Origin of the sequence: Bacillus sp. MYb56 (assembly GCF_002976445.1) — a bacterium.
GTDB classification, from domain to species: Bacteria; Bacillota; Bacilli; order Bacillales; family Bacillaceae_G; genus Bacillus_A; species Bacillus_A mycoides.
This window is the reverse complement of record NZ_PCOH01000012.1, coordinates 103,185-128,859: the sequence shown is the minus strand read 5'-3', so window position 1 is coordinate 128,859 and position 25,675 is coordinate 103,185. Positions and strand designations below refer to the sequence as shown.

Here is a 25,675-nt window from a genome sequence, read left to right as displayed (position 1 = left end):
TCTGCAGCCTTTTTTATTATTGGTTTCAATACCGAATGTTGGTTATATACATTTTGGGATTATGGTATAATATGGATAAAAGTATGTAGAGAGGTGATACATATGGAAAATGTATATAAAGGGCTTAGACATACTGGATTTACAATGTTGCTTATTTTTGGTGGCGTATTTCTACTGCGCTGGTTCATTCATGATGAAATGTTATTAGATCAGCTTATTGGTTTTAGTATAGGAATGGTAATGGTTATTTCATCAGTGTTCATTCAAAAGTATAGTAAAGAATTGCAGGTAAATGAGAAATATTAAAGGTTTCTAACCTCTTTTAAGTAGTTTGGTCGTAGAGGAGGCTTTCATATGACTTTTTTATTTGCGGTATATTTTGTTTTTATTATGACATTGTTAATTACATTTCTTCTTTCTAAAAGATCATTTGAGAAGCCTTTTATTAAATATATACCAGCGTTCATATTGTTTATTTTGGCTTTCATTTCTTCTATTATTTTTATATTTAATAACGGAATGGGAGAGCTTATGATAGCAATCTTCTTAGGTGTTACAGCAATAGCGAACGGTCTTTTGCTTTTTGCGTTGAAAGTAGTTCGTGTGATTGTTGCAAAAGGAAAGTAGCGCATCGGAATTCGATGCGCTACTTTTTTATTTACGCTTCTTTTTAATAAATGAAAAGGCTAAAGCTGCAATTAAAATACTGCCTTTAATGATATCTTGCGCATAATAAGGAACGTTCATCATTGTAAGGCCGTTTAATATGATTCCAATTAATACGGAACCAAGAAATGTTCCGATGACATTTGGTTTCTTAGCACCGAACATTGCATAACCGATATAGGCAGCTGCAACTGCATCCATTAATAATGGGGCGCCAGCTGAAACTTGTCCTGTTCCAACGCGGCTACATAGAATAATACCGCCAATAGAGGCAAGTAAACCGCTAATCATATAAGCATATACACGGTAACGATCAGTAGGAATACCAGCTAGTCTAGCAGCTTCTCGATTCCCACCTGTCATATAAAAGAAACGACCGTACGTTGTTTTTTCTAAAAATACATATGCAATTAAAACGACGATAAGCATGATAATGACAGGGACTGGAATTCCTAACACAGAACCTTGACCGATAAATAAAAAGGATGGAATAAAATGTCCTTTGGCACCAGACATTCCTTCATAAATAGAAGATCCTTTTGAAAATGTTAAGTGTAGTCCGTTCACGATATACATGATACTTAATGTAGCTAGTAAATCTGGTAGTTTAATTCGGATAACGAGTAGTGCATTTAATAATCCAACTAATAGCCCACAAAGAATAGGAACAAGGAGTGTGACTAATAGTTCTTGTCGATATAAAATGAGACAGGAAGCAGCGGCAATGGTTGCTAAACTAGCGGTAGAGCCGACTGATAAATCAAATCCATCTACAATTAATGTAAAGGTAACACCAATTGCAAGTAACGTTACGATAGAAATGGAACGTAAAATATCACTAATATTGTTGTATGTTAAAAAAGAATCGTTGACGATAGAGAAGAAAATTGTAACACCTATAATGATAGCAATCGTACTAAATTGATAAAAAAGATGAGTAGGTAAATATAGTTTCTTAGTTTTTGTTTTATGAACGAGATTCAATGGAATAACTCCCTTCAGATAAATGTAAAAGCTGTTCAGGAGATAGTTCGTCTGGTAAGTATTCACCTACAAATTCTCCGTTTGCGAGTATAAGAATGCGATCAGCGATATGTAGTGCTTCATCTTGTTCTCCTGTGAAGTAAATTACGGAACTTCCGTTTTCAGTAATGTTACGAATGAATTGAAAAATGTCTTGTTTTGCAGCTATGTCTACACCTTTAGTTGGCTCGTCCAAAAGAAATAGATTCGGTTTGAATCCATGCCACTTTGCAATGGAGACTTTTTGCTGGTTTCCACCGCTAAGTGAATGAATAAATGCTTTTGGATCATTGGGTGAAATGCTGAAAGAAGAAATTGCTGTAGTAGCATTATTTACTTCGGTTTGCTTTCGTCTCCAACCTGATTGGTGTAAATTAGTGTGGCTTATAATATCTTCCGAAAGAAATACGCCTTGTTTTCTTCTTTCCTCTGGTACAAGTGCGATCTTTGCTTTAATCGCATCTCGCGGTGTTTTAATTGTTATTGTTTGACCATCTATTTCTGCGTGATAAGTATGACGAGTACCAAATAACGTTTCAGCAAGTGTTGTTTTGCCACTGCCAATTAATCCGTATATCACAACAGTTTCACCTTTCCGTACGGTGAGAGAAAGGGGAGAATGGTCTTTGTGTAATGGAAGTTCTTGTACTTTAAATAATTCTTCGCTCCCTCGTTTTGGCGCTGTATTAATAGGAAGTGTAAGTTGTTTTCCAGTCATCGCTTCCACAATTTGTTGATCTGTAACCTTTGTGATCGCTTCAGAAAGTGCAACTTTACCGTTATGTAATACGGTTACATCATCCGCGAAATTTCGAATCTCTGATAAACGATGAGAAATTAAGATGATGCCAATTCCTTTCAATGTTAAATCTTTTAATAGTTGCCCGAAGGTTTCAACTTCTTTTGGTCCAAGAGAAGAAGTAGGCTCATCTAATAAAAGATAATTTGTATTGTTGGATAAAGCTCTTGCGATAAGAAGCAATTGTTTTTCATGTAATGAGCAGTTTGAAACATCTTCCGAAACATTTAAATCAGCCTGTACAGTTTGCAAATGTTGTTTAGCGAGTGAGACTAATTTTGACTTTGAAAATAGTACTTTATTTTGCATTGCTAAATGATCGATTAGTACATTTTCTAATACAGATAATCCAGGAATAAGTCCGTGATCCACTTCTTGTGTTACGAAAGAAATACCATGTTTTTTTGCATCGCGTGGTGAAGTAAAGGAAATAGACTGATTATCAATTTTTATATTCCCAGCAACTGGTTGAATTTCACCAGTTGCTATTTTTAGTAAAGTACTTTTTCCTGCACCATTCATTCCTAGTAAAGCGTGAACTTTTCCTTTTTGTATGTTAATAGAAACATTTTCTAGTACAGGGGTAGAGATGTGATAAGAATGTGTAATGTTTTGAAGAGAGAATGTCATCATTTTTTCTCCTTCTCTAATTTTTTCATCCAAGGTGAATATGCATCTTTCGAGTCTCCCCAACCGTTTATATGTTTTGATAATTGATCCATCGTTATATTTTCTTGTGGCAAACTATTTTTCTTTACTAAATAAGGTTCTAGTGAATAAATATCTGGCGTTTGTTCACCAGCGATTTTCTTGTATAAGAAACGCACTTGAACTTTACCGACTTCAGCTGGATCGGTTGCAGCCGTAGCAGTCCAAGGTGAATTTTCTTTTTGCATGAGTTGTAAATCTTCATTACTTAAGTCAATGCTGTATACTTTTATATCTGTACGACCAGCTTGTTCGAGTGCTTTGACGGCCCCCTTAGCAAACTCATCCCACGAAGCGAAAATAGCTTGTAAATCACCTTTTTTCGGATATTTTTTTAGTAAAGCCTCTACTTGTGTTTGCGTATCAAGTGGTGTGTTATTACTAGCGGTACCAAAGCGTGCAACTTCTTTTATATTTGGATAACGTTTATAAAAAGCATCAATGATAACATTGCGACGTTCCATTGGAGCAAATCCGCCAACCCATACGACGGCGATATTCCCTTGTCCATTCAGATCTTCCGCTAACGTTTTTAATGATTTCCATGCAAGACTATAGTCATCTTGATCAATAATCGTTACGCCTGGTAAGCGTAGGTCGTTATCAAATGCAACTACAGGAATATTCGCTTGTAATGCTTTTTCTACTCCGGGTTTTAGTGCTTCAGAGCGACCGTGATCAATTAAAATACCATCAACTTTTGAATTAATAGCAGTATCTAGATTTGCTGCCATTTTTGCTAAATCATTATCAGAATTGTAGACTTGCACACTGCCGCCGAATAGCTCGACTTGTTTTTTGACACCCTCAATATATTGAGAGGAAAAAGTTCCGATGGACATTTGCATAATTAATGCGATTTTTAATGGCTTTTTTACTTGGCTTGGAATTTCTGTTTGTAAATGATTTGCTGCTGTAGTAGTTTCTTTCTTCACCGTTTGTTGCTTTTGTGAAGAGATAGCATCTTGTTCATTTGTGCAAGCTGTTAATGCGAGTAAGAGAATAATGAGTACGGTGGAACATAATTTTTTCATGAAAAAATCCCTCCTAAATTAAGAAAAGAGAGGAGGGAGTGAAAATAAAAACGTCTTTTCATATAGAAAAGACGTCTTATCATATTACTCTTATCTTTCAACACAATGTGTTGTAAGAATTAGCACCGTGCCCATAAATGGGTCGGTTGCCGGGCTTCGTAGGGCTCATCCCTCCACCTGCTCTTGATAAGACATCGGATATTTAACTATTTCGAATTATTCCATAAGTGTATGCTGTTGTCAAATGTTTTTTTGTAAATAAAAAATCCCTCTTTACGAGGGATTTTAATGTGGTAAGAAAACTAATTGATAAGCGAACAAGATCCCGAATAAATACACAAGTGGGTGAACAGCACGGAATTGTCCTTTTGCCACTTTCATAAGTGGGTATGAAATAAATCCAAGTGCAATACCTGTTGAGATACTTGATGTAAGTGGCATGCTTAAGATTACTAAAAATGCTGGGAATGCTTCATCGAATGTATCCCAATCGATGTGGCGAACTGAGCCCATCATAAGACTACCAACGATAATTAGTGATGGTGCTGTAATAGCTGAAACGCCAGAAACAGCGCTCACTAACGGTCCGAAGAATGCTGCTAATGCAAATAGAACAGCTACTGTAACAGTTGTTAAACCAGTACGACCACCAGCTGCAACACCAGCAGATGATTCAATGTAAGCTGTTGATGGTGTTGTTCCGAACATAGCTCCAATTGTTGCTGAGAATGAGTCAGATAGAAGAGCTCGTCCTGCTTTTGGAAGCTTTCCATCTTTTATAAATCCACCTTGTTGTGCTACACCAAGTAATGTTCCAGTTGTATCAAATAGTGTAACAAGGAAGAATGAGAACACAACGCCGTATAATCCGTAGTTAATTACATCAGATACAGCAGTAATTGGATTTGAAACGATAATTCCTTCTGGTAATCCAGGCATTGATGTAACGCCGCTTGAGAATGTTAATTGACCTGTGAAGTAAGCAATAATACCAGTTAATAACATTCCGATAAATAGTGCCCCGTTTATATTTAAAGACATAAGGATAATTGTAATTCCAAGGCCAGCTAATGCTAGTAGAACTGGAGCAGAGTGAAGGTCGCCAAGCCCAACTAAGTTTGCATCATTTTTTGTAACAATTCCCGTTAAGCGCAAACCGATAAAAGCAATAAAAAGACCGATACCAGCAGTAAGTGCATGTTTTAAGTTCTCAGGAATTACTTCCATTAATTTCGTACGGAAAGATGTGAATGATAACAAAATTAAAATCATACCTGCTACGAATACAGCAGAGAATGCAATTGCGAAAGTCATGCCTTCATGGGCTTTTACAACAGAATAAGAGAAGTAAGCATTTAATCCCATACCTGGTGCAATTGCGATTGGTAAATTAGTAAAGATCGCCATAAATAATGTTCCGACAACAGCAGCGATAATTGTAGCTGTAAATGCTTGTTCAAACGGAACACCTGCATCCCCAAGGATGACAGGGTTTACGACAATGATATATGCCATTGTTAAAAAGGTAATAATACCTGCCATAATTTCAGTTTTAATAGAAGTTTTATGTTTTGAAAGGTTAAACATATAAACATCCTTTCTTTTTACGAATAATTTTCACAACAGTTATATATAATATTCGTTTTTTAACTATTTTGCAATAGTTTTGCATAAAAACTTTAGAACAACTCATATTTTATGTCGTAAATTCGAATATTAATCGTAAAACTGTGTGTGCATTGCGGTTCTTTAATGTGTAAGTAGTTTTTTTTATTGTGCGCATTATAAGGGGAAAGGAGTTGAAGGAAGTTATGCCGCAGCAAAAAAACTTTTTAACAATGCCAGCACAACATCAAAATAAACAACCTGGTATTGAATCGTTAATGAATCCTCTTCCAAAGTTTGAAGATCCAAATTATAAAGGAAGTGAAAAGTTAAAAGGAAAGAATGTATTAATTACAGGAGGAGATAGCGGGATTGGAAGAGCTGTTTCTATCGCTTTTGCAAAAGAGGGAGCAAATATTGCGATTGCTTATTTAGATGAGGACGAAGATGCAACTGAGACGAAACAACTTGTGGAAAAAGAAGGCGTGAATTGTGTATTATTGCCGGGAGATTTGAGTAATGAACAACATTGTAAAGAGATTGTAGAAGAGACCGCCCAGCAGCTAGGGGGGCTAAATGTTCTTGTGAATAACGTCGCACAGCAATATCCGCAGCAAGGACTAGAGTATATTACAGCGGAACAGCTAGAAAAAACGTTCCGTATTAATATTTTTTCTTATTTTCATGTTACAAAAGCAGCCCTCTCTCATTTAAAGCAAGGGGATGTAATTATAAACACGGCATCTATCGTTGCGTATGAAGGAAATGAAACGTTGATTGATTATTCTGCAACGAAAGGAGCGATTGTCGCTTTTACAAGATCGCTATCTCAGTCGTTAGTACAAAAGGGAATTCGTGTAAATGGTGTTGCACCAGGCCCAATTTGGACACCGCTTATTCCATCCAGTTTTGATGAGAAAAAAGTATCACAGTTTGGGAGTAATGTTCCTATGCAAAGGCCTGGTCAGCCGTATGAATTAGCGCCTGCATATGTATATTTAGCGTCTAGTGATTCGGCATATGTAACGGGACAGATGATGCATGTAAATGGTGGAGTAATTGTGAATGGATAGTTTTCATTTATAAGAGCAAAGTAAAGTTAATTGTATTTATCCCGCTATTTGCGGGCAGTAAGACTCCTACCTAACAATTCGGTGAATACAAGGAAGTTAGGTGGGAGATAAATGTCCGTAAATGCTCGATTGGTGAAGGCTAATCCTCAGTGGGGATGGACAAAATCCCCCAACGAGTAAAGTTTCACTTTATTATGATGTTAGTGCTAGGGAGGATTTAGATGAAGAAAGTATGGTTTATCGTAATCCTATTTTTCTGCCTGCCAGCTAGCGTTTTTGCTAATACAGATCATTTAATATTAGTTAACCTTACGACGAATCAGCTGTCTTTTTTTGAAGATGGAAACTATACTAAGACATTTCCGATAACGACAGGAAAAGACAGGACCCCGACGCCTGAGGGTAATTTTTGTATTATAACTAAATATAAAAATAAAGAATACCATCGTAAAAAAATAGCTGGGGGTGCTCCGAATAACCCTCTCGGTACGAGGTGGTTAGGTCTAGATAAAAAGGAATATGCAATTCATGGAACAAATCGGGAATGGACGATTGGAAGCAGGGAGTCGAATGGTTGTATTCGCATGCACGATCGGGACATACAATGGTTATACGACCGGGTACAATTACAGACGAAAGTAATTATTTCTCGTTTTCATACGAGTCCCGAATATGAAGCGTATAAGCTTGGTTATCGGGTTGTGAGTTGGAATGGTCGTAAAGTAGAAGAAGAACAAATTGGAATGCTTACGTTAGTAGATCGTGTAAATATATATTGGCAAGAACCAAATGGACAATTGACGAAAGTAAAAACGGTATTGCCAAATGAAAAATATACAGTGTATTCAAAACGAAAAGATGGAACCTATTATATAGGAAACAATTTGTATATTGTAGATGTAACGGGAGAAAAAATTCGTTATGAGCAATTACCTTATTCGATTTTAAGTAACATATATAAAAGGAAATATAATGTTCCATAATAGCTACCGTGTATAGGCGGTAGCTTATTTGTGATGAAGTTTAGTTGGTTTTAATGATTTCATACCAATCGCGCGCCTGTAAATAGTGAGATAAAAAAATTGAAACAGCAACTATTATGTTTTGCTGAATATAATACAGTACAGACTGGGGGGCGGTCACATTATGAAAAGTGAATTTGCATTTAAAATTTTCTTAATCACGACTTGTTTATTTATCGTGTATTTATATGCGTTACTCGTCTTCTCCTTTTATGTTCCATATATTGATTTAATATTGTTCGTTGGATTTATTTGGGCATTTGTTAAAGCGAGGGAAGGGGAGAAGAGTGTATATCGGCGCATTACTTTATGCGGGACGGTCCTTCTCGTTATTTTGTACTTTTTTATGATGCATGATGTTTGGAGAGGAATGTAAAAAAGCATACGACTAATCGTATGCTTTTACGTTTAATATTTCGGTTTAAATGTATGACAACACGTTTCTACACTCGTTGTTACAGAACTTTCAAGCGTCTCGTTTGTTAAAGTAGCGTTTGTATATGAACTGTTTTCAATTTGACCTGCTTCTTGTGCATCAGGTTGAACAACGATTGCACTTGCTTGACAAAGGTTACCTTGTCCCCAAAATGAGCAATTGGAAACAGAGCATTTCACTTCTGGCATAAAACCCCCTCCTCATACATTAGTGTGGGATTTTACGCCCATTTCATGTATAGAAGGAGTTTCCTTTTCTTATTATTTTTTCGTTTGCTCAAGCCACTCTTTTAATTTGTCTTCCGGTTGTTCGCCGCTAATACGGCTCACTTCTTTACCGTCTTTAAAATGAATGATTGTTGGAGTTCCTTTAATTTTATATTCATCCCAAGGAGCATCTAATTTTTCAATATCCATAACTTTCATATCAACATTCAAGTCTTTAGCCATTGGTACTACGATAGGAGATAATTTTTGGCAATGAACGCAAGATGTTTGATAAAAGTATACTGTTTCTTCTTTTTTCTCTTTTAAATTCTTTTGGAGATCTGAAAGAGAGATTTTATTTGTGTAGTAGTCAGAACCATCTGTTTGACTAGTAGCATTATCAATTTTTTGGCTTGTTGAAGCATTTTTTTCTTCCATTTGTGTTACAGCGAAAATTGCTGCAAACAAGGCGATAATAATACCGCCAAATATAAGCATTTTTTTCATTCTTTCATCTCCTTATTTGTTTTTAATTACGATGAAGCTACAAACAGCGATTGTGATAAAGCCGATAAGTGCTAAAAACGGGATTGTCACAAAGCCGAACCAGTTTATGTATTCTCCCGTACAAGGTACGCGGCCGCAAGCTGCCCCAGCAGCTGAAAATGCTGCGATTTTTTGAATTGCATAGTGATATAAAGAAATACAAGCACCAATACTTGCGATTGGTAAAGAATAACTTGCAATGCGATAGTCTTTCTTTACTACAGCGATACCGAGCCATAAAACAAATGGATACATAAAAATACGTTGATACCAACAAAGGACACAAGGCTCAAATTTCATAATTTCGGAAAAGTATAGACTTCCTAATGTAGCAATAAACGAAGCTCCCCATGCAGCAAATAAAGCATACTCTTGCTTTTTTTCTCGTCCCATATTTTATACCTCACTTATAATAGTTACATACTAAATTATAGTATGAAGTGGTAGGGAAAAGAAAGAAAAAATATGTTTATCAATAAAAGTTTTATAAGGAGAAACTTTTATTGATATAAACATTTTAAAAAAGCGCTATTCTCATAAAGAGAATAGCGCTATATTTTACATTTGAATTTGCTCTACTTCTTCTACATGTGACTTTTGGGATGCGTGGTCAATATATTGAAATAGGAGCTGCAATTGTTTATCAACTTCTGGTAGTTCTTTACTGTATTGATAAGCGTGTAAAAAATGCTCAATACGCTTAGAAAATAATTGATCGTTCGTTTGAACCATGAGAACGAGTAATTTATCCCAATTACAGCAATACGTGTAATAGAGAGCTTTATCATAGTCGTTATATGTTTGCACTGTGTACCCTCCTTACCGAGGAGTTATATATAGTGTGTGACAAGTAAGGAGAAATACACTTGAAAGAATTTGTTAAGAAAAAAGGTGAATGAAAAGAGAAAAACGAGGGATTTCCTCGTTTTTATGCTTTTGGCATTGGCGTAGGTGTTGGCTTGCCATACCCTTCTTTGTATTTATTGTCGATATAGTTACGAATTTCGAGCGTTGATTTTCCTTTTTGTTTCATGGAAGCCGATTCAACCGCGATTTCTAGGCAGTTGACACAAGTTGTTGCGTGGGAATCCCAAACAACTTCACCATTCTTTTTAATTTCACGAATAAAGCAGTTTTTATTGTTTTTATGTCCTACACTCTCACCGCAACCGCAGTAACATGGAATCCAATCTAATAGCTCTGCATTTTGTCCAGCGACAGTGTAGATATCTTTCATTTGCGGATCAAGCTTGTCTAGGAAGGTAGGGAGTGTGTCGACTCCTTTTGTCTTTTCTTGAATATCAGCTTGCTGAGTATGTGATGCGTGGTCATGCTCTTCTTTTGATTCAGAAGATTTTTTTTCATTTGTACCAGTACTCCCGCATCCAGCAAGAATTAAGCTTAGTACTACAAGTAAAGAAAATACATACTTTTTCATTCGCTTGTCCCCTTTACAAATGTATTAACCAAATTGTATCAAATATCATGGTGTGTCGGGTGAAGATTTTTTCGACTGATTTTTGAAGCGCCATCGTAGTGAATGGAATAGAAATAAAATTGGGATATAAGCGTATACAATATATAAACCAGCTTGAGACAGTACTGTATTTAATGTATTGATACTTTCACGGTTTGTGAAAAATAAGGATGAAATAAATATAGCTGCAATAAAAAATGGAAGTGTAATTTTAAATGGTACGTGAAAAGACCTTTTACTAATACAACAAGAAGACCAAATTGTTAAACAAAGATTAGGTAAAATAATAAGATACCACATGAAAATAATGATGTACTCAAACCTTTGGATAAAAGGAATCTTTATGATTTTTAGCATTGTTAATGTTGGCCAAATTGTATGATGTAGTTGTCCTTGGCTATAGTACATAAGGGAAACAATGGCTAGTATTACGTATAGAATTGTTGTAAAAGCAATACCACCGTGCGCCCATTTATTTAATGATTTTTCTTTTTTTATAAATGGATAAAAAACAAGAATTGCTTCAAATCCAAGAAATTCTAATGCAGATGATTTCGCTGCAGTTAGAATTTCTAAAGGTGAATGAGTTAGAATTGGGAGAATGTTACGGACATGCGCGTATTTCATTGGGAAAACTAAGAAAAATAGGACGAAAATCGGTATTACGACGCCCCAAAAACATATTCCTGTTACAGAGCGAAAACCACCTTTAATTACGTAGTAAGTCACAAGTAAAAATAATAAAGTTAATTTCCACGGTTTAATTGTAGGGAAGACCCAAACTTGAATGACTTCAATATATGTACGAAGGACAGTAAGGCAAAATAATAGAAGGTATGCAGCAAAGCATACGGACAAAAATGTTCCAATCCACTTTCCGAAACATGTCGTATGAATATTCATTAAATCATTATCTTTTTCTAACATTTTAAGCATGCAAAATAGCACGATATGAGTTGCAATGCCCGCAACAATAAGAGAAATCCAAGAATCATAACCGGCATATTGCGCAATAATCCTTTGGTATCCTAACACACCTACTCCAATTTGAAGGGAGTGTAATAGAAGAAATGTGAAATAAGGGGAAACAGTATGTGTTTTATCTTGTCCAGCCATTACAGCACCTCACTATTCTCCGATACCAGATTGCACGACATTGATTTGCACATGAACAGCAACGTCTACATTAGGGTACATTTCTTGAATTTGTTTTATAGTCCATTTTCTTGAATGACTACGAATTTCTTCTTGTATACCTATCGGATCGATTTCTTTTTCTTGGAATTGTTTTATTAATTCGTTTAAATGCTTCTCAAGCGTTTTTTCTACATGTTTTTTTACGTAAGTTATATTTTCGTGCTTTGCTAAATCGAGCCAGTCGGGAGCATTTTTTATAAGTCCGTTTAACTTTAAGTGGATGTTAACTTTCGGAATGTCACCGTTTTGGGAAAGAGAACAAAAACTTTTCCCGGATAAGTTTTGAGTAGCGATCAATCCTTTATGCTTACCTTGACGTATCGGAACTTCGTAACGACCATTTTTAGTTGGATTAATGAGTAGTTTTAATAAAAAAGATCCTTTTTTATCTGTGTACATAACCACTTTATCCTTTTTTAAAAAAGCAATTCCTTTAATGGAAGCAGACTTGTCTTCATCAACTTTAATATAAGGAAGAAATGGATCGCATCCAGATGAATAAAAGTTATAAAAAAAAATATTTAAAGCTGTCCGAGGGATTGTCTCGGTTTCTATATTTTGCTCCAGTAAATCAGATAGATATAGCGATCCATTCGTTTTGACATGTTTAAGTAATTCTTCAGTTGAACCATCTACAAGCGCTAGTTGCACATCTCGGCCAATATTAGGATCACGTTGTAAGTTGTTAATAACATCCCCAATTCCACGTTCACCAAATGATTTTCCAAATAGGACAACACGCATTTGACCTACAGCGATCGTATGTGGTGATTTGGCGTTTAGAAGTGAAGAAATTGTTTCAATTGTATCTGCGGTAGTTGACTGAGTTTCTGGTTTTGATTGAACGCCTTTTGTGTAATCGGGATATAAGATTGTCCCGCGAAATTTTTTATCTTTCGTTATATCAAATCCACCTATATGAATCATTCGCTGTGTGTCTACTATATTCGGTTGTGTACAGCCGGATTGGAAAATTAAAATGATAATGGAAAAGCATAATAAAGTATTTTTCATTTCTCTTCACCATCATGTTTTTCTTTCGCTTTGTTTGGATCATAGCGCCATTTCTTTTTTGGTCTTAGAAAAGAGGCACGTCCTGCAGTTTGACTAAATGGCAAGCGAAAGAGACCTTCTGCCGTTCCTAAACCGCGAAATGGATATAGAGGTAATAAATAAGGTGATCCAAGTGATTTTAAGCGAATTAAATGAGCTAATATGAGTACGAATCCTACAATGAGACCTAAGCCCCCAAATGCACCAGCTAAAAGAATAAGTGGAAATCGTAGTATCCGGATAGTAGAAGACATTTTTACAGTTGGTGTTGTAAAAGAAGCGAGTGCTGATAAAGCAACTGCAATTAATAAAATGGTACTCGTTAAAGCAGCCTGAACAGATGCTTGGCCAATTACAATCCCGCCAACGATGCCGATTGTTTGTCCAACTTTTGTAGGTAATCGTGCTCCAGCTTCACGGAGCAATTCGATTGTGATTTCTAAAAAAAGTGCTTCTAAAATGGGCGGAAAGGGTACATTAGCTCTTGAAAAAATAATCGGACCTAGTAAATCCGCAGGAATCATTTGATAGTGATACGTTAATACAGCTGTATAAATAGCTGATGAAAATAACGAGAATGCTGCTCCGAAAAAGCGAACCATTCGAAGAAATGAGCCTGCTATCCATGGTAAATAATAATCTTCTGGAGAGACGAAGAAATCGAGTAATGTCGCTGGTCCAGCTAATGCGTAAGGTGAACCGTCTGTTAAAATGACGACTCCTCCATTCAATAATGCATAAACGGAGCGATCTAAACGCTCTGTAGGGAGTAAAACAGGGAAGGGAGAGTTGCTGTTATCACTAATAAACTGTTCAATCATAGTTGCATCGAAAGGAACATCAAAGTCAATGTCTTGTAGGCGCTGCATCGCAGTATTAACGTGCTGCTCATTCGTAATATCTTCGATGTAAGCAACTACGACTTTTGTTTTTGATATAGAACCAACTATAACTTCTTTGAAAACTAATTGTTCTGTGACGATATTTCGCCGAAGTAAGTGTATATTTGTATCGATATTCTCAACAAATCCGACTTTTGGACCGATGACACTATATTCATTTTCAGTATCGTTATATAGCCGTGTACCTAAAACGGAACTTTCAGCACGAATAAGTGCATATTCTGCGATTTGAGAATCATTTTTTAGTTGTATAAGTACATACCCACTTAATAATTTTTCACGAATGTCATCAATAGTAGGGCCAGTGATAATCTCCTCAAGTGTGACGATATTTGCTATATCACTTATATTTTCAATGTGATCTAATTCTCTTTTAATAGGTGTTAAAATGAATCGATTAATGAGGAGTGATTCAGCTGTAGATTTATAATAAAACAAACACAATGTTCCATCGTCTACTACGTTATAAGACACGAAATCACTGGATTCTTTCATAGTGTGGATAAACTCCGGAATAGAACAGAGTGCTTTTTTCTTCTTTTTAGATGATACACGGAACATTTCCTCACCCCTTACACACATCATTTACTTGTGTTAGTTTTTGGGAAAGACGGGAATTTATACTTGAAAATTGAAAGTTCATAAAGTGAAGGCTAATAATCGGGATTTTACGGGCAGCACGACTCCCACCTAACTTCTTTGCTCCAGCCGAATTTTGAGGTGGGAGTTTTACTACCCAGAAATAGCGGGATAAAGAAAAGGAAGAGTATTGAATATCTCTTCCTTTTTGACAGGCTAATTTGTTTTCTTTTCTTTAATAGACTTCACTAATTTAATCATTTCTGCCCGTATATCTTCTTTTTTAACATTTAATTTTTCCGCAATTTGTTTAATATCCATCCCATCTTTTTTCATTTTTAGTACATCGTCAAGAGGGGTATTACTTTTTTGAGAGATGATTGTTAACACGGTAAGTTGGCGTAAGCCGATGTTATATTCTTTCATTTTTTGTTTCAGTCCATCTGGTGTGGACTTTTGCATATTTGCTAATTTTTGCAGTAGTGCTTTTTTCGTTTCTTTATTCATATGATGCTTTTTCAATTTACTTGGGTCTACACCGAAATGCTCGGCTGTTTTCTCCCAAGATTTATTTTGCTTATAGTAAGCTAAAACGTCCTTAATTTCTTTTTTACTTATTCTTGCAATGTGGGCAGCTTTCCAAATTTCATGTTTATTATAGCCGAGTTTTTCGAGCGACTGCATTTCTTCTTCTGAAATAGGCTTATGATGGTGCATTGTTACTTCTTTTGGCGTGGCAGCGGAAGCAGGAAAGACAGATATCCCGCACAATAATGCTGCCATAGTCATACTTACTGCGATTTTCTTGTACATATAAACTCCTCCTAGATGGGTAATGTGGAAAACTTACACATATCATTTCCATAAAATGTGAAAAACTTGTGAACAAGTTAAGTTTTTTTATTCACAGTATAAAAAGAAGTTTTTCATGGTTTTCCAACATAAAACATTGATTAATAGTGAAAAACTAGGTTATAATCGAAATTGAAAATCAATATCAATGACGGATTTATACATATAGATAAAAATAAGGGAGAGAAAAATATGACTACATATACTTCCATCGCAAACGTTATTAAAGAAAGACGTTCTGTTCGTACATTTACAAATAAAGCAGTAGAAAAAGAGCTATTAATTGAACTATTGAACGACGCAACATGGGCACCGAATCATAAACACCGTGAACCATGGAATTGTAAATTATACATTGGAGAAGGCCGTCAGAAATTAGTAGACGCAGTACTAAACTCTTTCACAGAAGAAGAAAGAGCAAAACGCGGCAAAACTTTATCTGATCGTTTCTTAAGCACACCTGCACAAATCGTTGTTTACATTAATGAAGATCCGCGTCAAATTCAACGTGACGAAGATTACGCTGCAACATGTGCATTTATGCAAAACTTCCAATTACTTGCTTGGGAACGCGGCTTAGGTTGCGTTTGGAAATCAGGTGGATTAAACTACAATCCACTATTTATAGAAGGAATTGGTTTAACAAGAGGTCAACGCATCATTGGAATTCTTCATATCGGCTATTTCGATAAAGCACCAGAAGGAAAAGCTCGTACACCGATTACGGAGAAGATGGAGATCATTGAAGGTTAATTAGAAAGAGGCATTCTCGTTTTTTTAGAGGGTGTCTTTTTATTATGCAATCAATCCTCATGAAAGCTTGTTCCTCATCATACACTTTCTTAAGGGAAAGTGTAAGGAGGGAAAATAATGAGAGCAAGTGATGATAAAGCACTACAATATGCGATTGCTGAAATTACGGAAATTGCGACTGGATTTGGTCTTGATTTTTATCCGATGCGCTATGAAGTATGTCCAGCGGAAATTATCTATACATTTGGTGCATATGGGATGCCGACGAGGTTTTCGCATTGGAGTTTTGGAAAGCAATTTTTCAGAATGAAATTACAATACGATTTAGGACTTAGTAAAATTTATGAACTCGTTATTAACTCTAATCCATGTTACGCCTTTTTATTAGATACGAATTCTTTAATTCAAAATAAATTAATCGTGGCGCACGTTTTAGCACATTGTGATTTCTTCAAAAATAATATTCGTTTTTCTAATACGAAGCGCGATATGGTGGAGAGTATGGCAGCGACAGCAGATCGTGTGAAGGCGTATGAACATAAGTATGGAAGAGAAGAGGTAGAAACATTTTTAGATGCCGTACTTGCCATTCAAGAACATATTGATCCATCGCTTATGCGTCCGAAACTTGCATGGAGTATTGAAGATTTAGAAGAGGATGTAGAAAAGAAAAAGATATCACAGTACGATGATTTATGGAATTTAGATGATCGAAACAAAAAGAGAGAACGACCTAATATGCATAAAAAGAAGAAAATCCCACCGCAGCCAGAAAAAGATTTACTCCTCTTTATTGAAGAATATAGCCGTGAGCTAGAAGAGTGGCAGCGCGACATATTAACGATGATGCGTGAAGAAATGTTATACTTCTGGCCACAGCTTGAAACGAAGATTATGAATGAAGGTTGGGCTTCCTTCTGGCATCAACGCATACTTCGTGAAATGGACTTAACATCTTCTGAAGCAATCGAATTCGCGAAGCTTAACGCAGGTGTCGTACAGCCATCAAAAACAAGTATTAATCCATACTACCTCGGTATTAAAATGTTCGAAGATATTGAAGAGCGCTATAACAACCCGACAGAAGAAATGAAACGACGCGGTGTGAAACCTGGTTCTGGTCGTGACAAAATCTTTGAAGTACGGGAAATTGAATGGGATGTATCGTTCCTAAGAAACTATTTAAATAAAAAACTTGTAATGAGAGAAGATATGTACTTATTCCAGCGCCAAGGAAAAGAATATAAAGTAATTGATAAAGAATGGGAGCATGTACGCGATCAACTCGTAAATATGCGCACAAATGGAGGTTTCCCGTACTTAGTAGTAGAAGATGGAGACTACTTAAAGAATGGGGAATTGTACATTAAACATAGCTATGAAGGAATTGAGTTAGATTTAAAATACTTAGAAAAAGTATTACCGTATCTTCATCAGCTATGGGGAAGAACAGTGCATATGGAATCGATTGTGGAGAGTAAGGGCGTTGTGTTTTCTTATGATGGGAAGATGGTGCATCGGAAGTATGTGTGATGGAAAGAACGGACATAGAAATGCTATGTCCGTTCTTTTTTATTATATGGAGTTTTTGTTTACCAAACAGGTCGTATGCTCGATGATAATTTTCCTGTATTTTCTTTAGTAACGAATGTTGTTAAATCCTCTTTAAGCATTTGCATTCGTTCTGCACCTATGTTTGCAATCCATCGTTGTTCTATTTCAGCTACTATTTCTTCTTTTGCTTTCATTACTGCTAAACCACGCTCGGTTAAAACAACAATTTTACCTCTTTTATCAGTAGGATGCGTTTGGCGCGTGACATAACCACTGTTCTCAAGAGAATCTACCATTTTACTTATGGCTTGTTTTGAAACCCCTAAAGATTCAGCTAGTTCTATACCGGTTGCTCCATTAGGAAGGATGCGTTTGAACATAAAACCATGCGCTGGCCTAATATCTTCAAATCCTAATTCACTTAATTTGTCATGTAGTTCAGTAATTAATGTGCTGAAAGATAGTGATAAAAGTGATGTAAGATCTAGTTCGTTAAGTGTTTGATGAGTCATGTATATAACCTCCTTACTTATAGTCAATTAAGTTGACTATGAGTGGAATCTATTGTACTATACAGGATATAGTCAATCAAATTGACTATATAATAGTAATAGAACAAATAATGATTTATCTAAATAAAATCAATGAATTATGGAGGTTTCACATGGTTAATATCGTTAAAATTAGAGGGAGTGTATTTGCACCGTATGCTTTGCTGAAACCTATTCAGGATCCTGCGACGGGAAGAGTGTTTGAATATGCCGGAGATGCACGTGAATTTACACCATACGCTGTGAACACAAAGCGTTCAAGATTAGAACAAGAAGTGGTTGTTGATTTTTATAAAAGAGAAATTTTCACATATGCAGATGCTTGTATCGTTACTGTGAAAATTACAAATCCAGATGGCTCAATTGAGTATCAAAAAGGAGAAACAAGTACAGAAAACATTGCATGTACAAATATTGTATGGAGTGAAGATGAAGTTTCATTTGAAATGAGAGCAAGTGCAAGTAATCCGTTAAACGCGGTAGCACCTGCAGCTGATTATTTTTTGACTATACGAGTTAATGAAAGTGGTACTGTGCATGTTGAAGGTTTACATGATGGTTTTCCTTGCTATGAATTTTATAAACAAATCGACTTTAGTTCATTTGAATTAATATATACACATGATTTCAGGAAAACGGATGATACCCCAGCAGCACTAGCTGGAGAAATGGAATATAGCTTTAAAACGAAAATCTAGATATAAATATAGCGCTATTTTTTAGAAGGAAGTAGCAAACGTAAAAGAGAAAGCTATTGGTTCTAGGATTGAAATTGTGGTCTATTTTATTCAATAGTATGCAGTATATAAAATTAGAATTACAGGGGTGTTTCTTATGACGAATATCGTTAAAATTAGAGCCAGTGTATTTATTCCAGTGTCTTGGACAGAACCGCGGAAGGATGTACAAACAGGGAAAGTAATCCAATTCGAAGGTGATTCACGTGAGTTTACACCACATGCGGTAAATACTATGCGCTCTAGAGTTGAGCAAGAGGTAGTAGTGGACTTTTATAAAGAAGAAGTGTTTTCATATGCAAACACGGGTATTACGACAGAGAAGGTCACAAATCCAGATGGTTCTGTGAATAAAAGAACAGGAAAAGCGAGTACTGAAAATATTGTATGTACGGATATTTCATGGAATTCTGATGGTGTGCAATTCAAAATGAGTGCAAGCGCTAGTAATCCGTTAAATGTGTATGCCCCTCCTGTGGACTATTTATTAACTGTATGTGTGAACAAGGATGGTAGTATCGATATTCAAGGAGAACATGATGGATTCCCTTGTTTCGAATTTTATAAGCAAGTAGATTTCGGTTCATTTGAACAAATTTATACACATGATTTTAGAGAAACTGGTGATACACCTGAAGCGTTAGGTGGAGAAATGGATTATAGTTTTACAAAGAGGTTATAAGAAGTAGGATAATAAAACGGTTGATTCCTTGATTCGTAAATGAAATGAATTAGTTGGACTACCAAGCAGTGTAGTTGAGAAATGCAAAAGCCAATAAAATCAGTGGCTTTTGCATTTTTACTATACTCTAGGAGATTTCAAAAAAATAAACCACTTTACAATATACCCTTAAGGGTATATGATATTATACAAAGTTACAAAGTAATGTATAATATAGTTATAATTACGGAGGTGGTCTACAGTGGAATATAATCAAGATATGAAAAATAGATTGAAACGTATTGAAGGTCAAGTTCGTGGTGTGCTTCGCATGATGGAAGAGGGAAAAGATTGCCGAGATGTGATTACACAGTTAACTGCATCCCGTTCTGCACTTGATCGTACAATTGGACTCGTTGTTGGAACAAATTTAGAGCAATGTTTGCGCGAGCAGTTTGAAACAGGTAATGGTTCAAATGAAGAGTTAATTAAAGAAGCTGTTCAATTACTTGTAAAAAGCCGATAATCTGTCAAACATATGTGTTGACAGATTTTCAAAAACATTTTATTATACCCCTACAGGTATACGTATAATGGTTAGGGAGGAAATGATTATGAGTATAAAAGTTGATATGAATTTAGACTGTAAAGGCTTGGCTTGTCCGATGCCAATTGTGAAGACAAAAAAGGCGATGGAAGGATTGGCATCAGGACAAGTTATTGAAATAGAGGCGACGGATAAAGGATCGACGTTAGATATACAAAGTTGGTCAAATAAAGTAGGGCATCAATATATTGGAACGAAACAAGAGGGAGATATATTAAAGCATTATGTACGAAAATCCCATGAACATGAAGTAAATGAAGTTGTGAAGTATCCTCATACAATTACGAATGGGGAATTGCAAAATATATTATTAAGTGGTGAAGAGTGCACTGTATTAGATGTTCGTGAAGAAGCGGAATTCGTCTTTGGTCATATTCCATCCGCAATTTCGGTGCCGTTAGGTGAATTAGATAGTGCTATGTTAGACAGTGCGAAACCAATTTATGTCGTTTGCCGAACTGGTAACCGTAGTGATGTAGCTTGCCAAGTGTTGAAAGAGAGAGGTTTTTCAAACGTGAAAAATGTCATTCCAGGTATGTTAGAGTGGCAAGGAAATATAGAAAAATAAAATTTTTTAAATATAAATATACATCAGGGGGTAATTGAATGAGTGTTAAACTGTTACAAGCAAAAGATGTCGTAGAGAAAGTTTTATTCGGAGAATTGTTTATTTTAGATGTTCGTAATGAAACGGACTATGAAGATTGGAAAATTGGAGGGAAACAAGTTTCTTCTATAAATAAACCGTATTTTGACTTATTAGATGGTGTAGATCATATTGTAGATGAATTGCCGAGGGAGAAAGAAATTTTAGTCGTATGTGCGAAAGAAGGTTCTTCGCAGTTTGTCGCAGAGCAATTGTTACATGCCGGATTCAATGATGTTTATTATTTAGCTGGTGGTATGAAAGCTTGGAGTGAATATGTAAAGCCGTTAAAAGTAGGAGATGTACAGGGTGGAGGAAGTGTATATCAATTTAACCGTCTTGGAAAAGGCTGTTTATCTTATATGATCGTCTCAAACGGTGAAGCAGCAGTTATTGATGCAGTCAGAACGGTTGAAGCATATGAAGATTTTGCGGAAGAGCATGGTGTTACTATTACGAATGTCATGGATACACATTTACATGCAGACCATATTTCTGGAGGACGTAGGTTAGCTGAAAAAGTAGGTGGTACGTATTGGTTACCTCCAAAAGATGCGGAGGAAGTCGTTTTCTCATATAAACCGCTTGTTGAAGGATCTGTTATTACGGTGGGGGGTACCAAAATTGAAATTGACGCATTATACTCACCGGGGCATACGATTGGAAGTACATCATTTATTGTAGATGATTCCTATTTATTATCAGGTGATATTTTATTTGTAGATTCAATTGGCCGTCCAGATCTTGCTGGGAAGGCTGAAGATTGGGTGAGTGATTTACGAAATACGTTATATAAACTTTATAAGGAACTGTCTCAAGATTTAATTGTTTTACCGGCTCATTATTCAAAAATAAGTGAAATGGACGACAGAGGCATTGTGAGTGCGCATTTACAAGATTTATTTAAGGAGAATGTAGGGTTAAATATTGTTGATGAGGGAGAGTTTCGTAAAAATGTGACAGAGAACTTACCGTCTCAGCCGAATGCTTATGAAGAAATTCGTCAAACGAATATGGGTAAGATTTATCCGAGTGTGGAAGAAGAGCGTGAAATGGAGATTGGCCCAAATCGTTGTGCAGTTCATGATTCATTATAAAATAACAAACTGGAGGAATAGATGATGAATGTAAAACAAGTATTAGATGCGAAAGGTTTAGCATGTCCAATGCCGATTGTAAGAACGAAGAGAGCGATGGATGCTTTACAAACTGGAGAAGTGTTAGAAGTACATGTAACAGATAAAGGATCAGTAAAAGATATTCCAGCATGGTCAAAAACAGGCGGTCATGAAATAGTAAAGCATAATATAGAGGACGATGTACTGAAGTTTTGGATTAAGAAGGCGTAGTGAAGAACTAGTTTTGTAAAGGCGGAGAGGTTGGTTATATGAATACAATATTAAGTACGCTTTTCATTGTACTTGCTGCATGGTTTGTTATTTCGCGTTTTTTACCGGTGAAAGGTGTTCAAAATATAAATGGAAAAGAATTAAAGAGTATAGTGGGAAAACAGGGAAAACAATTTGTCGATGTTCGTACAGTAGGTGAATATAGAGGAAATCATATGAAGGGATTTCAGAATATCCCACTAAATGAGTTAGCTAGTAGAGCAAATCAATTAGATAAAAATAAGGAAGTGATTGTTATTTGTCAGAGCGGGATGAGAAGTAAGCAAGCAGCAAAAGTGTTAAAAAAATTAGGGTTTCAGCGCATTATAAATGTTTTAGGCGGTATGAACGCTTTGTAAGGGGAAATTAGTATCGGGTGTAGCTAGATAATTTGAGCCATTTCACAATTTTTTAAATACCCCCATAGGTAATTAGGAGGAGAACAACATGGAACAACAGAAGAAAACAACAATTGTTTTATTTAGCGGAGATTATGATAAAGCGATGGCTGCTTATATTATTGCAAATGGTGCAGCGGCGTACGATCATGAGGTGACTATTTTTCATACTTTCTGGGGTTTAAATGCCCTTAGGAAAGAGGAGCATGTGAAAGTAAAGAAAACGTTCATAGAAAAAGTATTTGGAAAAATGATGCCGCGTGGTGCGGATAAGATGGGATTATCAAAAATGAATTTTGCTGGTATGGGGCCAAAAATGATTAAAGGTATTATGAAAAAACATAATGCGATGCCTTTACCAGATTTAATTGATTTGGCGAAAGAACAGGGAGTTAAACTTGTAGCTTGTCAAATGACAGTAGATTTATTAGGGTTAAAAGAGGAAGAGATTATGGAAGGGGTAGAGTTTGCAGGAGTAGGTGCATATTTAGCAGATGCTTCGGATGGGAATGTGAATTTATTTATTTAAATCACCTTCTTTTTAGAAGGCGGGGGATACAATATGAGTTTAACAGTACTGCTTTTTATTATTGGGTTTATAGGGTCATTTATTTCAGGAATGGTTGGGATTGGCGGTGCAATTATTAATTATCCGATGATCTTATACATTCCAGTATTGCTAGGATTTGCTGGATATACATCACATGAAGTGAGTGGTATTACAGCGATTCAAGTATTCTTTGCAACTTTTGCAGGCGCGTGGGCGTATAGGAAAAGTAACGATATGGATAAAACTTTAGTTGTGTATATGGGAGCTAGTATATTAATGGGAAGCTTTGTAGGTAGCTTTAGTGCGAATCTATTAAATGAGCATGCTGTAAACGTTGTTTACACATTACTAGCTACTATTGCGTCTATTATGATGTTTATACCGAAGCGAAGCAATCGTAAGGGGACAGAAGGAATTACGTACAATAAGTGGCTCGCTAGTTTGCTAGCGTTTATTGTAGGAAGTGTTTCCGGCATTATTGGGGCTGGTGGTGCATTTCTTTTAGTACCGATTATGCTAGTTGTTTTAAAACTACCGATACGTACAACAATAGCAACATCTATCGCTATCACTTTTATTTCCTCGATAGGAATTACTACTGGGAAAGTGATTACTGGACAAATAGTTGTTATTCCGGCTCTTATCGTTGCGATAGCAAGTTTATTTGCCGCTCCTCTTGGGGTGAGAGTAGGGAAGAGAGTGAATCAAAAAGTTTTACAATATGTATTGTCTATTTTAATTGTAGGCACCGCTATAAAGATGTGGATCGATATGATATGAATAAAAAAGGATGGTGCTGCTTGCAGCCCATCCTTTTACTTATGCCCAAATAACTTTCATTAAGTTTTTATACTCGTCATTTGCTAATTTATATAGCATTCTCGTATGTTCAAAGACAAGTGCGGGATTAAAGTTTGGTTCTGAGAATGCAAGGGATGTTGAAATATCAATTGCATTTTGTTTGTTTAGCGTGAATTTTGCAAATCGATAAGATGTGTTTAATTCATTGATGACATGTAAAATATCATTTGTTGATGTTGAATCAGGTACAAGAGCAACATTGAAGCAGTATATATCCACAGCAGGATGTTCGCTTTGGAAAGCAGCGATAAGTTGAATTTTTGCGCCAGCTTCTGTTTCTAATCCTACTGAAAAATGTACAGAACCATCATTTTCATCTATATTTTCTTCCATGTATATATCGTTTGATTTTAAGTACTCTTTAAAATCTGAAATGTTATGTTTTACTGCAGCTTTCATATGTATGAGCCCCCTGATAATTGGAATAGATTACTATTATTTATTATAATTTAAAAATATTAAAAAAGATAGTTGGAAAGTTCTGATTTTTTGTTTTGAAAGCATTAAAAAGAAGCAGTGCTCTACCTCCATAGAGCACTGCTTCACTTTATTCATTGTCATTAGACGATGTTTCTGTATCTTCACTGTTATTCTTATTATTTGTTTCATTGTTACTTGATTCGCGTTCACTCGTATTTGCAGACTTAGATTCTTTTGTTTTCTCTGAGTTTGTTTTTTTCGAATCAGAATCAGATTTTGTATATGCAGGTAGTCCAAGGTGACTACGAAGTTCGTTTGTAACATTAGCTAATTCTTTTTTATCTGGATTGTAGTAGTAAGTTCGGCCACCACCAGATGACTTACTACATGTATCATCACCTTTTGCCATGTAACAATCTTCACCTTCAATTTGTAATTTCTCAATTGAAGAATCTGCTCCATATTTATAGAATGAAAGCATATCATCGAATGTTAAGTTTGTAACGAATTGTCCGTTAATATCATCAATGATGTTACCAACTTTTGTTACGGATCCAACGCTTGTTAGTTTCTTTAAAATTGCTTCAATAACGAGTTGCTGACGTTGTCCACGCATCGCATCACTATCAACGTGTCGTGTTCTAGCAAGAGCAAGAGCTTCTTCACTATTTAACTTTTGAACACCTTTTTTCAGGTGAATTGCATCGGCGTTATCATTACTATCTTGTTCAGTAAATTCAACTGGTACGTCAACTTCAATGCCGCCTAAATCATCAACGATTTTCATGAATGATTTAAAGTTGAATTTTACAAAGTAATCGACGGGAACATTCATTAATTTTTCAACTGCATCAATACTAGCTTGTGGTCCACCATCTTTTCCGTTTTTAGTAGAACCAAATGCATGAGCGTGTGTAATTTTATCTTTTTTCTTTTCTACTGGAATATAAGTATACGTGTCACGTGGAATACTTAATAGCTTTACAGTTTTGCTATCTTTATTAAACGTTGCAAGTAATAGTGCATCCGTTCTTATAGCTTCACCATATTCTTTCCCACGGACATCGCTTTCATCAACACCCATTATTAAGACAGAGACGTTATTTGTAATAGGTTTTACAGCTTTATCACGTAAATCAGATTTATCACCGCGCGCTAAATCGTGAGCGGCATTTCGAACAGCAGAAGATGCTTTATTTACTAAAAACCATGTATAACCGCCACCTACTATTAAAAAGAATAGAATGACGCTTATAATAATTTTTGTTTTTTTCTTACTTTTTTTCGGTTTATTGCGTGTATTTTCTTGCAAAGATGGGTTTTGCTCCATTTCTTGTACTCCTTCATTTGAATTGAAATACGACACTCATA

At 35.8% G+C, this 25,675-nt stretch carries 32 protein-coding genes and 1 riboswitch; of the genes, 16 read left to right on the top strand and 16 right to left on the bottom strand.

What is annotated here, in order from left to right; translation table 11 throughout:
* Positions 1-102 precede the first annotated feature (102 nt).
* Positions 103-306 (top strand): hypothetical protein, encoded by a 204-nt coding sequence (locus CQ058_RS16290; RefSeq protein WP_000432819.1) that lies wholly within the window; start codon positions 103-105, stop codon positions 304-306.
* Positions 307-354: 48 nt separating this feature from the next.
* The gene (locus tag CQ058_RS16285) at positions 355-627 is read left to right on the top strand and encodes a hypothetical protein (protein ID WP_000143386.1); all 273 of its coding nucleotides are present in this window, start codon (positions 355-357) and stop codon (positions 625-627) included.
* A gap of 27 nt (positions 628-654) precedes the next feature.
* On the opposite strand, the gene CQ058_RS16280 is transcribed toward CQ058_RS16285, so the two are convergent.
* The 4 genes from CQ058_RS16280 to CQ058_RS16265 all read right to left on the bottom strand — a co-directional run bounded on the left by CQ058_RS16280 (position 655) and on the right by CQ058_RS16265 (position 5,817).
* Positions 655-1,650: an ABC transporter permease gene (locus CQ058_RS16280; protein ID WP_001054974.1), complete on the bottom strand. Its 996-nt coding sequence runs from the start codon at positions 1,648-1,650 to the stop codon at positions 655-657.
* The gene (locus CQ058_RS16275) at positions 1,634-3,121 is read right to left on the bottom strand and encodes a sugar ABC transporter ATP-binding protein (protein ID WP_002125354.1); all 1,488 of its coding nucleotides are present in this window, start codon (positions 3,119-3,121) and stop codon (positions 1,634-1,636) included. Before CQ058_RS16275 ends, CQ058_RS16280 begins: the two co-directional genes overlap by 17 nt.
* Positions 3,118-4,230 (bottom strand): sugar ABC transporter substrate-binding protein, encoded by a 1,113-nt coding sequence (locus CQ058_RS16270; protein WP_002125355.1) that lies wholly within the window; start codon positions 4,228-4,230, stop codon positions 3,118-3,120. Before CQ058_RS16270 ends, CQ058_RS16275 begins: the two co-directional genes overlap by 4 nt.
* An 87-nt stretch (positions 4,231-4,317) precedes the next feature.
* A riboswitch (SAM riboswitch) is annotated at positions 4,318-4,423 on the bottom strand.
* Between the two features lie 92 nt (positions 4,424-4,515).
* Complete coding sequence (locus CQ058_RS16265) at positions 4,516-5,817, bottom strand: NCS2 family permease (protein WP_105589873.1); 1,302 nt, start codon at positions 5,815-5,817, stop codon at positions 4,516-4,518.
* A 224-nt stretch (positions 5,818-6,041) separates the two neighbouring features.
* Here CQ058_RS16265 and CQ058_RS16260 point away from each other — a divergent pair, with 224 nt between their 5' ends.
* The 3 genes from CQ058_RS16260 (at position 6,042) to CQ058_RS16250 (ending at position 8,306) form a co-directional block, all read left to right on the top strand.
* Positions 6,042-6,908 (top strand): SDR family oxidoreductase, encoded by an 867-nt coding sequence (locus CQ058_RS16260; protein ID WP_002087502.1) that lies wholly within the window; start codon positions 6,042-6,044, stop codon positions 6,906-6,908.
* Positions 6,909-7,129: 221 nt separating this feature from the next.
* A complete protein-coding gene (locus CQ058_RS16255) occupies positions 7,130-7,891 on the top strand; it encodes a L,D-transpeptidase (RefSeq protein ID WP_002029880.1) in 762 nt (253 codons plus the stop codon).
* Positions 7,892-8,054: 163 nt separating this feature from the next.
* Positions 8,055-8,306: a hypothetical protein gene (locus CQ058_RS16250; protein WP_002029881.1), complete on the top strand. Its 252-nt coding sequence runs from the start codon at positions 8,055-8,057 to the stop codon at positions 8,304-8,306.
* A 32-nt stretch (positions 8,307-8,338) separates the two neighbouring features.
* Here CQ058_RS16250 and CQ058_RS16245 read toward each other — a convergent pair whose 3' ends face one another.
* From CQ058_RS16245 to CQ058_RS16205, 9 genes are all read right to left on the bottom strand, one after another.
* Positions 8,339-8,554, bottom strand: a complete 216-nt coding sequence (locus CQ058_RS16245; protein WP_002029883.1) for a DUF1540 domain-containing protein — start codon at positions 8,552-8,554, stop codon at positions 8,339-8,341.
* Positions 8,555-8,626: 72 nt separating this feature from the next.
* Positions 8,627-9,079, bottom strand: a complete 453-nt coding sequence (locus CQ058_RS16240) for a thioredoxin family protein (RefSeq protein WP_002029885.1) — start codon at positions 9,077-9,079, stop codon at positions 8,627-8,629.
* Positions 9,080-9,091: 12 nt separating this feature from the next.
* Positions 9,092-9,511, bottom strand: coding sequence for a disulfide formation protein C (locus tag CQ058_RS16235; RefSeq protein ID WP_002125372.1), 420 nt, complete (start codon positions 9,509-9,511; stop codon positions 9,092-9,094).
* 165 nt (positions 9,512-9,676) lie between these two features.
* Entirely contained in the window at positions 9,677-9,925 is a 249-nt protein-coding gene (locus CQ058_RS16230; RefSeq protein ID WP_001195459.1) for a YhdB family protein, read from the bottom strand.
* Positions 9,926-10,046: 121 nt separating this feature from the next.
* Positions 10,047-10,556 carry a PCYCGC motif-containing (lipo)protein gene (locus CQ058_RS16225; RefSeq protein WP_002029887.1) on the bottom strand — a complete coding sequence of 170 codons (510 nt, stop codon included), beginning with the start codon at positions 10,554-10,556 and terminating at the stop codon, positions 10,047-10,049.
* Positions 10,557-10,601: 45 nt separating this feature from the next.
* Positions 10,602-11,711, bottom strand: a complete 1,110-nt coding sequence (locus CQ058_RS16220) for a GerAB/ArcD/ProY family transporter (protein ID WP_002029888.1) — start codon at positions 11,709-11,711, stop codon at positions 10,602-10,604.
* A gap of 12 nt (positions 11,712-11,723) precedes the next feature.
* Entirely contained in the window at positions 11,724-12,806 is a 1,083-nt protein-coding gene (gene gerYC / locus CQ058_RS16215; RefSeq protein ID WP_002188376.1) for a spore germination protein GerYC, read from the bottom strand.
* A complete protein-coding gene (locus tag CQ058_RS16210; RefSeq protein ID WP_002188379.1) occupies positions 12,803-14,308 on the bottom strand; it encodes a spore germination protein in 1,506 nt (501 codons plus the stop codon). The genes gerYC and CQ058_RS16210 overlap by 4 nt, the downstream gene beginning before the upstream one ends.
* A gap of 234 nt (positions 14,309-14,542) precedes the next feature.
* A complete protein-coding gene (locus tag CQ058_RS16205; protein ID WP_002087481.1) occupies positions 14,543-15,139 on the bottom strand; it encodes a hypothetical protein in 597 nt (198 codons plus the stop codon).
* Between the two features lie 231 nt (positions 15,140-15,370).
* Between CQ058_RS16205 and CQ058_RS16200 the strand changes: the two genes are divergently transcribed.
* Both CQ058_RS16200 and spoVR read left to right on the top strand, forming a co-directional pair.
* Complete coding sequence (locus CQ058_RS16200; RefSeq protein WP_002125380.1) at positions 15,371-15,931, top strand: nitroreductase family protein; 561 nt, start codon at positions 15,371-15,373, stop codon at positions 15,929-15,931.
* 117 nt (positions 15,932-16,048) lie between these two features.
* The gene (gene spoVR / locus CQ058_RS16195; protein WP_002125381.1) at positions 16,049-17,464 is read left to right on the top strand and encodes a stage V sporulation protein SpoVR; all 1,416 of its coding nucleotides are present in this window, start codon (positions 16,049-16,051) and stop codon (positions 17,462-17,464) included.
* Positions 17,465-17,523: 59 nt separating this feature from the next.
* Here spoVR and CQ058_RS16190 read toward each other — a convergent pair whose 3' ends face one another.
* A complete protein-coding gene (locus tag CQ058_RS16190) occupies positions 17,524-17,997 on the bottom strand; it encodes a MarR family winged helix-turn-helix transcriptional regulator (RefSeq protein ID WP_002188380.1) in 474 nt (157 codons plus the stop codon).
* Positions 17,998-18,149: 152 nt separating this feature from the next.
* Between CQ058_RS16190 and CQ058_RS16185 the strand changes: the two genes are divergently transcribed.
* The 9 genes from CQ058_RS16185 (at position 18,150) to CQ058_RS16145 (ending at position 23,803) form a co-directional block, all read left to right on the top strand.
* Positions 18,150-18,734, top strand: coding sequence for a DUF3238 domain-containing protein (locus tag CQ058_RS16185; RefSeq protein WP_002188382.1), 585 nt, complete (start codon positions 18,150-18,152; stop codon positions 18,732-18,734).
* A 136-nt stretch (positions 18,735-18,870) separates the two neighbouring features.
* Complete coding sequence (locus tag CQ058_RS16180; protein ID WP_002169114.1) at positions 18,871-19,455, top strand: DUF3238 domain-containing protein; 585 nt, start codon at positions 18,871-18,873, stop codon at positions 19,453-19,455.
* Positions 19,456-19,696: 241 nt separating this feature from the next.
* The gene (locus CQ058_RS16175; RefSeq protein WP_000456201.1) at positions 19,697-19,960 is read left to right on the top strand and encodes a metal-sensitive transcriptional regulator; all 264 of its coding nucleotides are present in this window, start codon (positions 19,697-19,699) and stop codon (positions 19,958-19,960) included.
* An 88-nt stretch (positions 19,961-20,048) separates the two neighbouring features.
* Positions 20,049-20,609 carry a sulfurtransferase TusA family protein gene (locus CQ058_RS16170; protein ID WP_002125386.1) on the top strand — a complete coding sequence of 187 codons (561 nt, stop codon included), beginning with the start codon at positions 20,049-20,051 and terminating at the stop codon, positions 20,607-20,609.
* 38 nt (positions 20,610-20,647) lie between these two features.
* Positions 20,648-21,784, top strand: coding sequence for an MBL fold metallo-hydrolase (locus tag CQ058_RS16165; protein WP_105589872.1), 1,137 nt, complete (start codon positions 20,648-20,650; stop codon positions 21,782-21,784).
* Between the two features lie 21 nt (positions 21,785-21,805).
* Positions 21,806-22,036 carry a sulfurtransferase TusA family protein gene (locus tag CQ058_RS16160; protein ID WP_002125390.1) on the top strand — a complete coding sequence of 77 codons (231 nt, stop codon included), beginning with the start codon at positions 21,806-21,808 and terminating at the stop codon, positions 22,034-22,036.
* A 38-nt stretch (positions 22,037-22,074) separates the two neighbouring features.
* Positions 22,075-22,434: a rhodanese-like domain-containing protein gene (locus tag CQ058_RS16155; protein ID WP_002188386.1), complete on the top strand. Its 360-nt coding sequence runs from the start codon at positions 22,075-22,077 to the stop codon at positions 22,432-22,434.
* A gap of 88 nt (positions 22,435-22,522) precedes the next feature.
* Positions 22,523-23,002, top strand: a complete 480-nt coding sequence (locus tag CQ058_RS16150) for a DsrE/DsrF/DrsH-like family protein (protein WP_002125394.1) — start codon at positions 22,523-22,525, stop codon at positions 23,000-23,002.
* A 33-nt stretch (positions 23,003-23,035) separates the two neighbouring features.
* A complete protein-coding gene (locus tag CQ058_RS16145; RefSeq protein WP_002188388.1) occupies positions 23,036-23,803 on the top strand; it encodes a sulfite exporter TauE/SafE family protein in 768 nt (255 codons plus the stop codon).
* Positions 23,804-23,842: 39 nt separating this feature from the next.
* Here the strand turns inward: CQ058_RS16145 and CQ058_RS16140 are convergent, their stop codons facing one another.
* Positions 23,843-24,283 carry a hypothetical protein gene (locus CQ058_RS16140; RefSeq protein ID WP_002029912.1) on the bottom strand — a complete coding sequence of 147 codons (441 nt, stop codon included), beginning with the start codon at positions 24,281-24,283 and terminating at the stop codon, positions 23,843-23,845.
* Between the two features lie 148 nt (positions 24,284-24,431).
* Positions 24,432-25,634, bottom strand: coding sequence for an LCP family protein (locus tag CQ058_RS16135; protein ID WP_002188390.1), 1,203 nt, complete (start codon positions 25,632-25,634; stop codon positions 24,432-24,434).
* Positions 25,635-25,675: the final 41 nt, after the last annotated feature.

Excerpts from the sequence above, each read along its gene's own strand:
- CQ058_RS16145 (WP_002188388.1), top strand. The coding sequence starts at position 23,036 with ATGAGTTTAACAGTACTGCTTTTTATTATTGGGTTTATAGGGTCATTT.
- CQ058_RS16135 (WP_002188390.1), bottom strand. The coding sequence starts at position 25,634 with ATGGAGCAAAACCCATCTTTGCAAGAAAATACACGCAATAAACCGAAA.
- CQ058_RS16240 (WP_002029885.1), bottom strand. The coding sequence starts at position 9,079 with ATGAAAAAAATGCTTATATTTGGCGGTATTATTATCGCCTTGTTTGCA.
- CQ058_RS16200 (WP_002125380.1), top strand. The coding sequence starts at position 15,371 with ATGACTACATATACTTCCATCGCAAACGTTATTAAAGAAAGACGTTCT.
- CQ058_RS16270 (WP_002125355.1), bottom strand. The coding sequence starts at position 4,230 with ATGAAAAAATTATGTTCCACCGTACTCATTATTCTCTTACTCGCATTA.
- CQ058_RS16220 (WP_002029888.1), bottom strand. The coding sequence starts at position 11,711 with ATGGCTGGACAAGATAAAACACATACTGTTTCCCCTTATTTCACATTT.
- CQ058_RS16140 (WP_002029912.1), bottom strand. The coding sequence starts at position 24,283 with ATGAAAGCTGCAGTAAAACATAACATTTCAGATTTTAAAGAGTACTTA.
- CQ058_RS16245 (WP_002029883.1), bottom strand. The coding sequence starts at position 8,554 with ATGCCAGAAGTGAAATGCTCTGTTTCCAATTGCTCATTTTGGGGACAA.
- CQ058_RS16290 (WP_000432819.1), top strand. The coding sequence starts at position 103 with ATGGAAAATGTATATAAAGGGCTTAGACATACTGGATTTACAATGTTG.
- CQ058_RS16265 (WP_105589873.1), bottom strand. The coding sequence starts at position 5,817 with ATGTTTAACCTTTCAAAACATAAAACTTCTATTAAAACTGAAATTATG.
- CQ058_RS16225 (WP_002029887.1), bottom strand. The coding sequence starts at position 10,556 with ATGAAAAAGTATGTATTTTCTTTACTTGTAGTACTAAGCTTAATTCTT.
- CQ058_RS16155 (WP_002188386.1), top strand. The coding sequence starts at position 22,075 with ATGAATACAATATTAAGTACGCTTTTCATTGTACTTGCTGCATGGTTT.
- gerYC (WP_002188376.1), bottom strand. The coding sequence starts at position 12,806 with ATGAAAAATACTTTATTATGCTTTTCCATTATCATTTTAATTTTCCAA.
- CQ058_RS16260 (WP_002087502.1), top strand. The coding sequence starts at position 6,042 with ATGCCGCAGCAAAAAAACTTTTTAACAATGCCAGCACAACATCAAAAT.
- CQ058_RS16210 (WP_002188379.1), bottom strand. The coding sequence starts at position 14,308 with ATGTTCCGTGTATCATCTAAAAAGAAGAAAAAAGCACTCTGTTCTATT.
- spoVR (WP_002125381.1), top strand. The coding sequence starts at position 16,049 with ATGAGAGCAAGTGATGATAAAGCACTACAATATGCGATTGCTGAAATT.
- CQ058_RS16205 (WP_002087481.1), bottom strand. The coding sequence starts at position 15,139 with ATGTACAAGAAAATCGCAGTAAGTATGACTATGGCAGCATTATTGTGC.
- CQ058_RS16275 (WP_002125354.1), bottom strand. The coding sequence starts at position 3,121 with ATGATGACATTCTCTCTTCAAAACATTACACATTCTTATCACATCTCT.
- CQ058_RS16285 (WP_000143386.1), top strand. The coding sequence starts at position 355 with ATGACTTTTTTATTTGCGGTATATTTTGTTTTTATTATGACATTGTTA.
- CQ058_RS16165 (WP_105589872.1), top strand. The coding sequence starts at position 20,648 with ATGAGTGTTAAACTGTTACAAGCAAAAGATGTCGTAGAGAAAGTTTTA.
- CQ058_RS16185 (WP_002188382.1), top strand. The coding sequence starts at position 18,150 with ATGGTTAATATCGTTAAAATTAGAGGGAGTGTATTTGCACCGTATGCT.
- CQ058_RS16180 (WP_002169114.1), top strand. The coding sequence starts at position 18,871 with ATGACGAATATCGTTAAAATTAGAGCCAGTGTATTTATTCCAGTGTCT.
- CQ058_RS16170 (WP_002125386.1), top strand. The coding sequence starts at position 20,049 with ATGAGTATAAAAGTTGATATGAATTTAGACTGTAAAGGCTTGGCTTGT.
- CQ058_RS16190 (WP_002188380.1), bottom strand. The coding sequence starts at position 17,997 with ATGACTCATCAAACACTTAACGAACTAGATCTTACATCACTTTTATCA.
- CQ058_RS16250 (WP_002029881.1), top strand. The coding sequence starts at position 8,055 with ATGAAAAGTGAATTTGCATTTAAAATTTTCTTAATCACGACTTGTTTA.
- CQ058_RS16160 (WP_002125390.1), top strand. The coding sequence starts at position 21,806 with ATGATGAATGTAAAACAAGTATTAGATGCGAAAGGTTTAGCATGTCCA.
- CQ058_RS16235 (WP_002125372.1), bottom strand. The coding sequence starts at position 9,511 with ATGGGACGAGAAAAAAAGCAAGAGTATGCTTTATTTGCTGCATGGGGA.
- CQ058_RS16255 (WP_002029880.1), top strand. The coding sequence starts at position 7,130 with ATGAAGAAAGTATGGTTTATCGTAATCCTATTTTTCTGCCTGCCAGCT.
- CQ058_RS16150 (WP_002125394.1), top strand. The coding sequence starts at position 22,523 with ATGGAACAACAGAAGAAAACAACAATTGTTTTATTTAGCGGAGATTAT.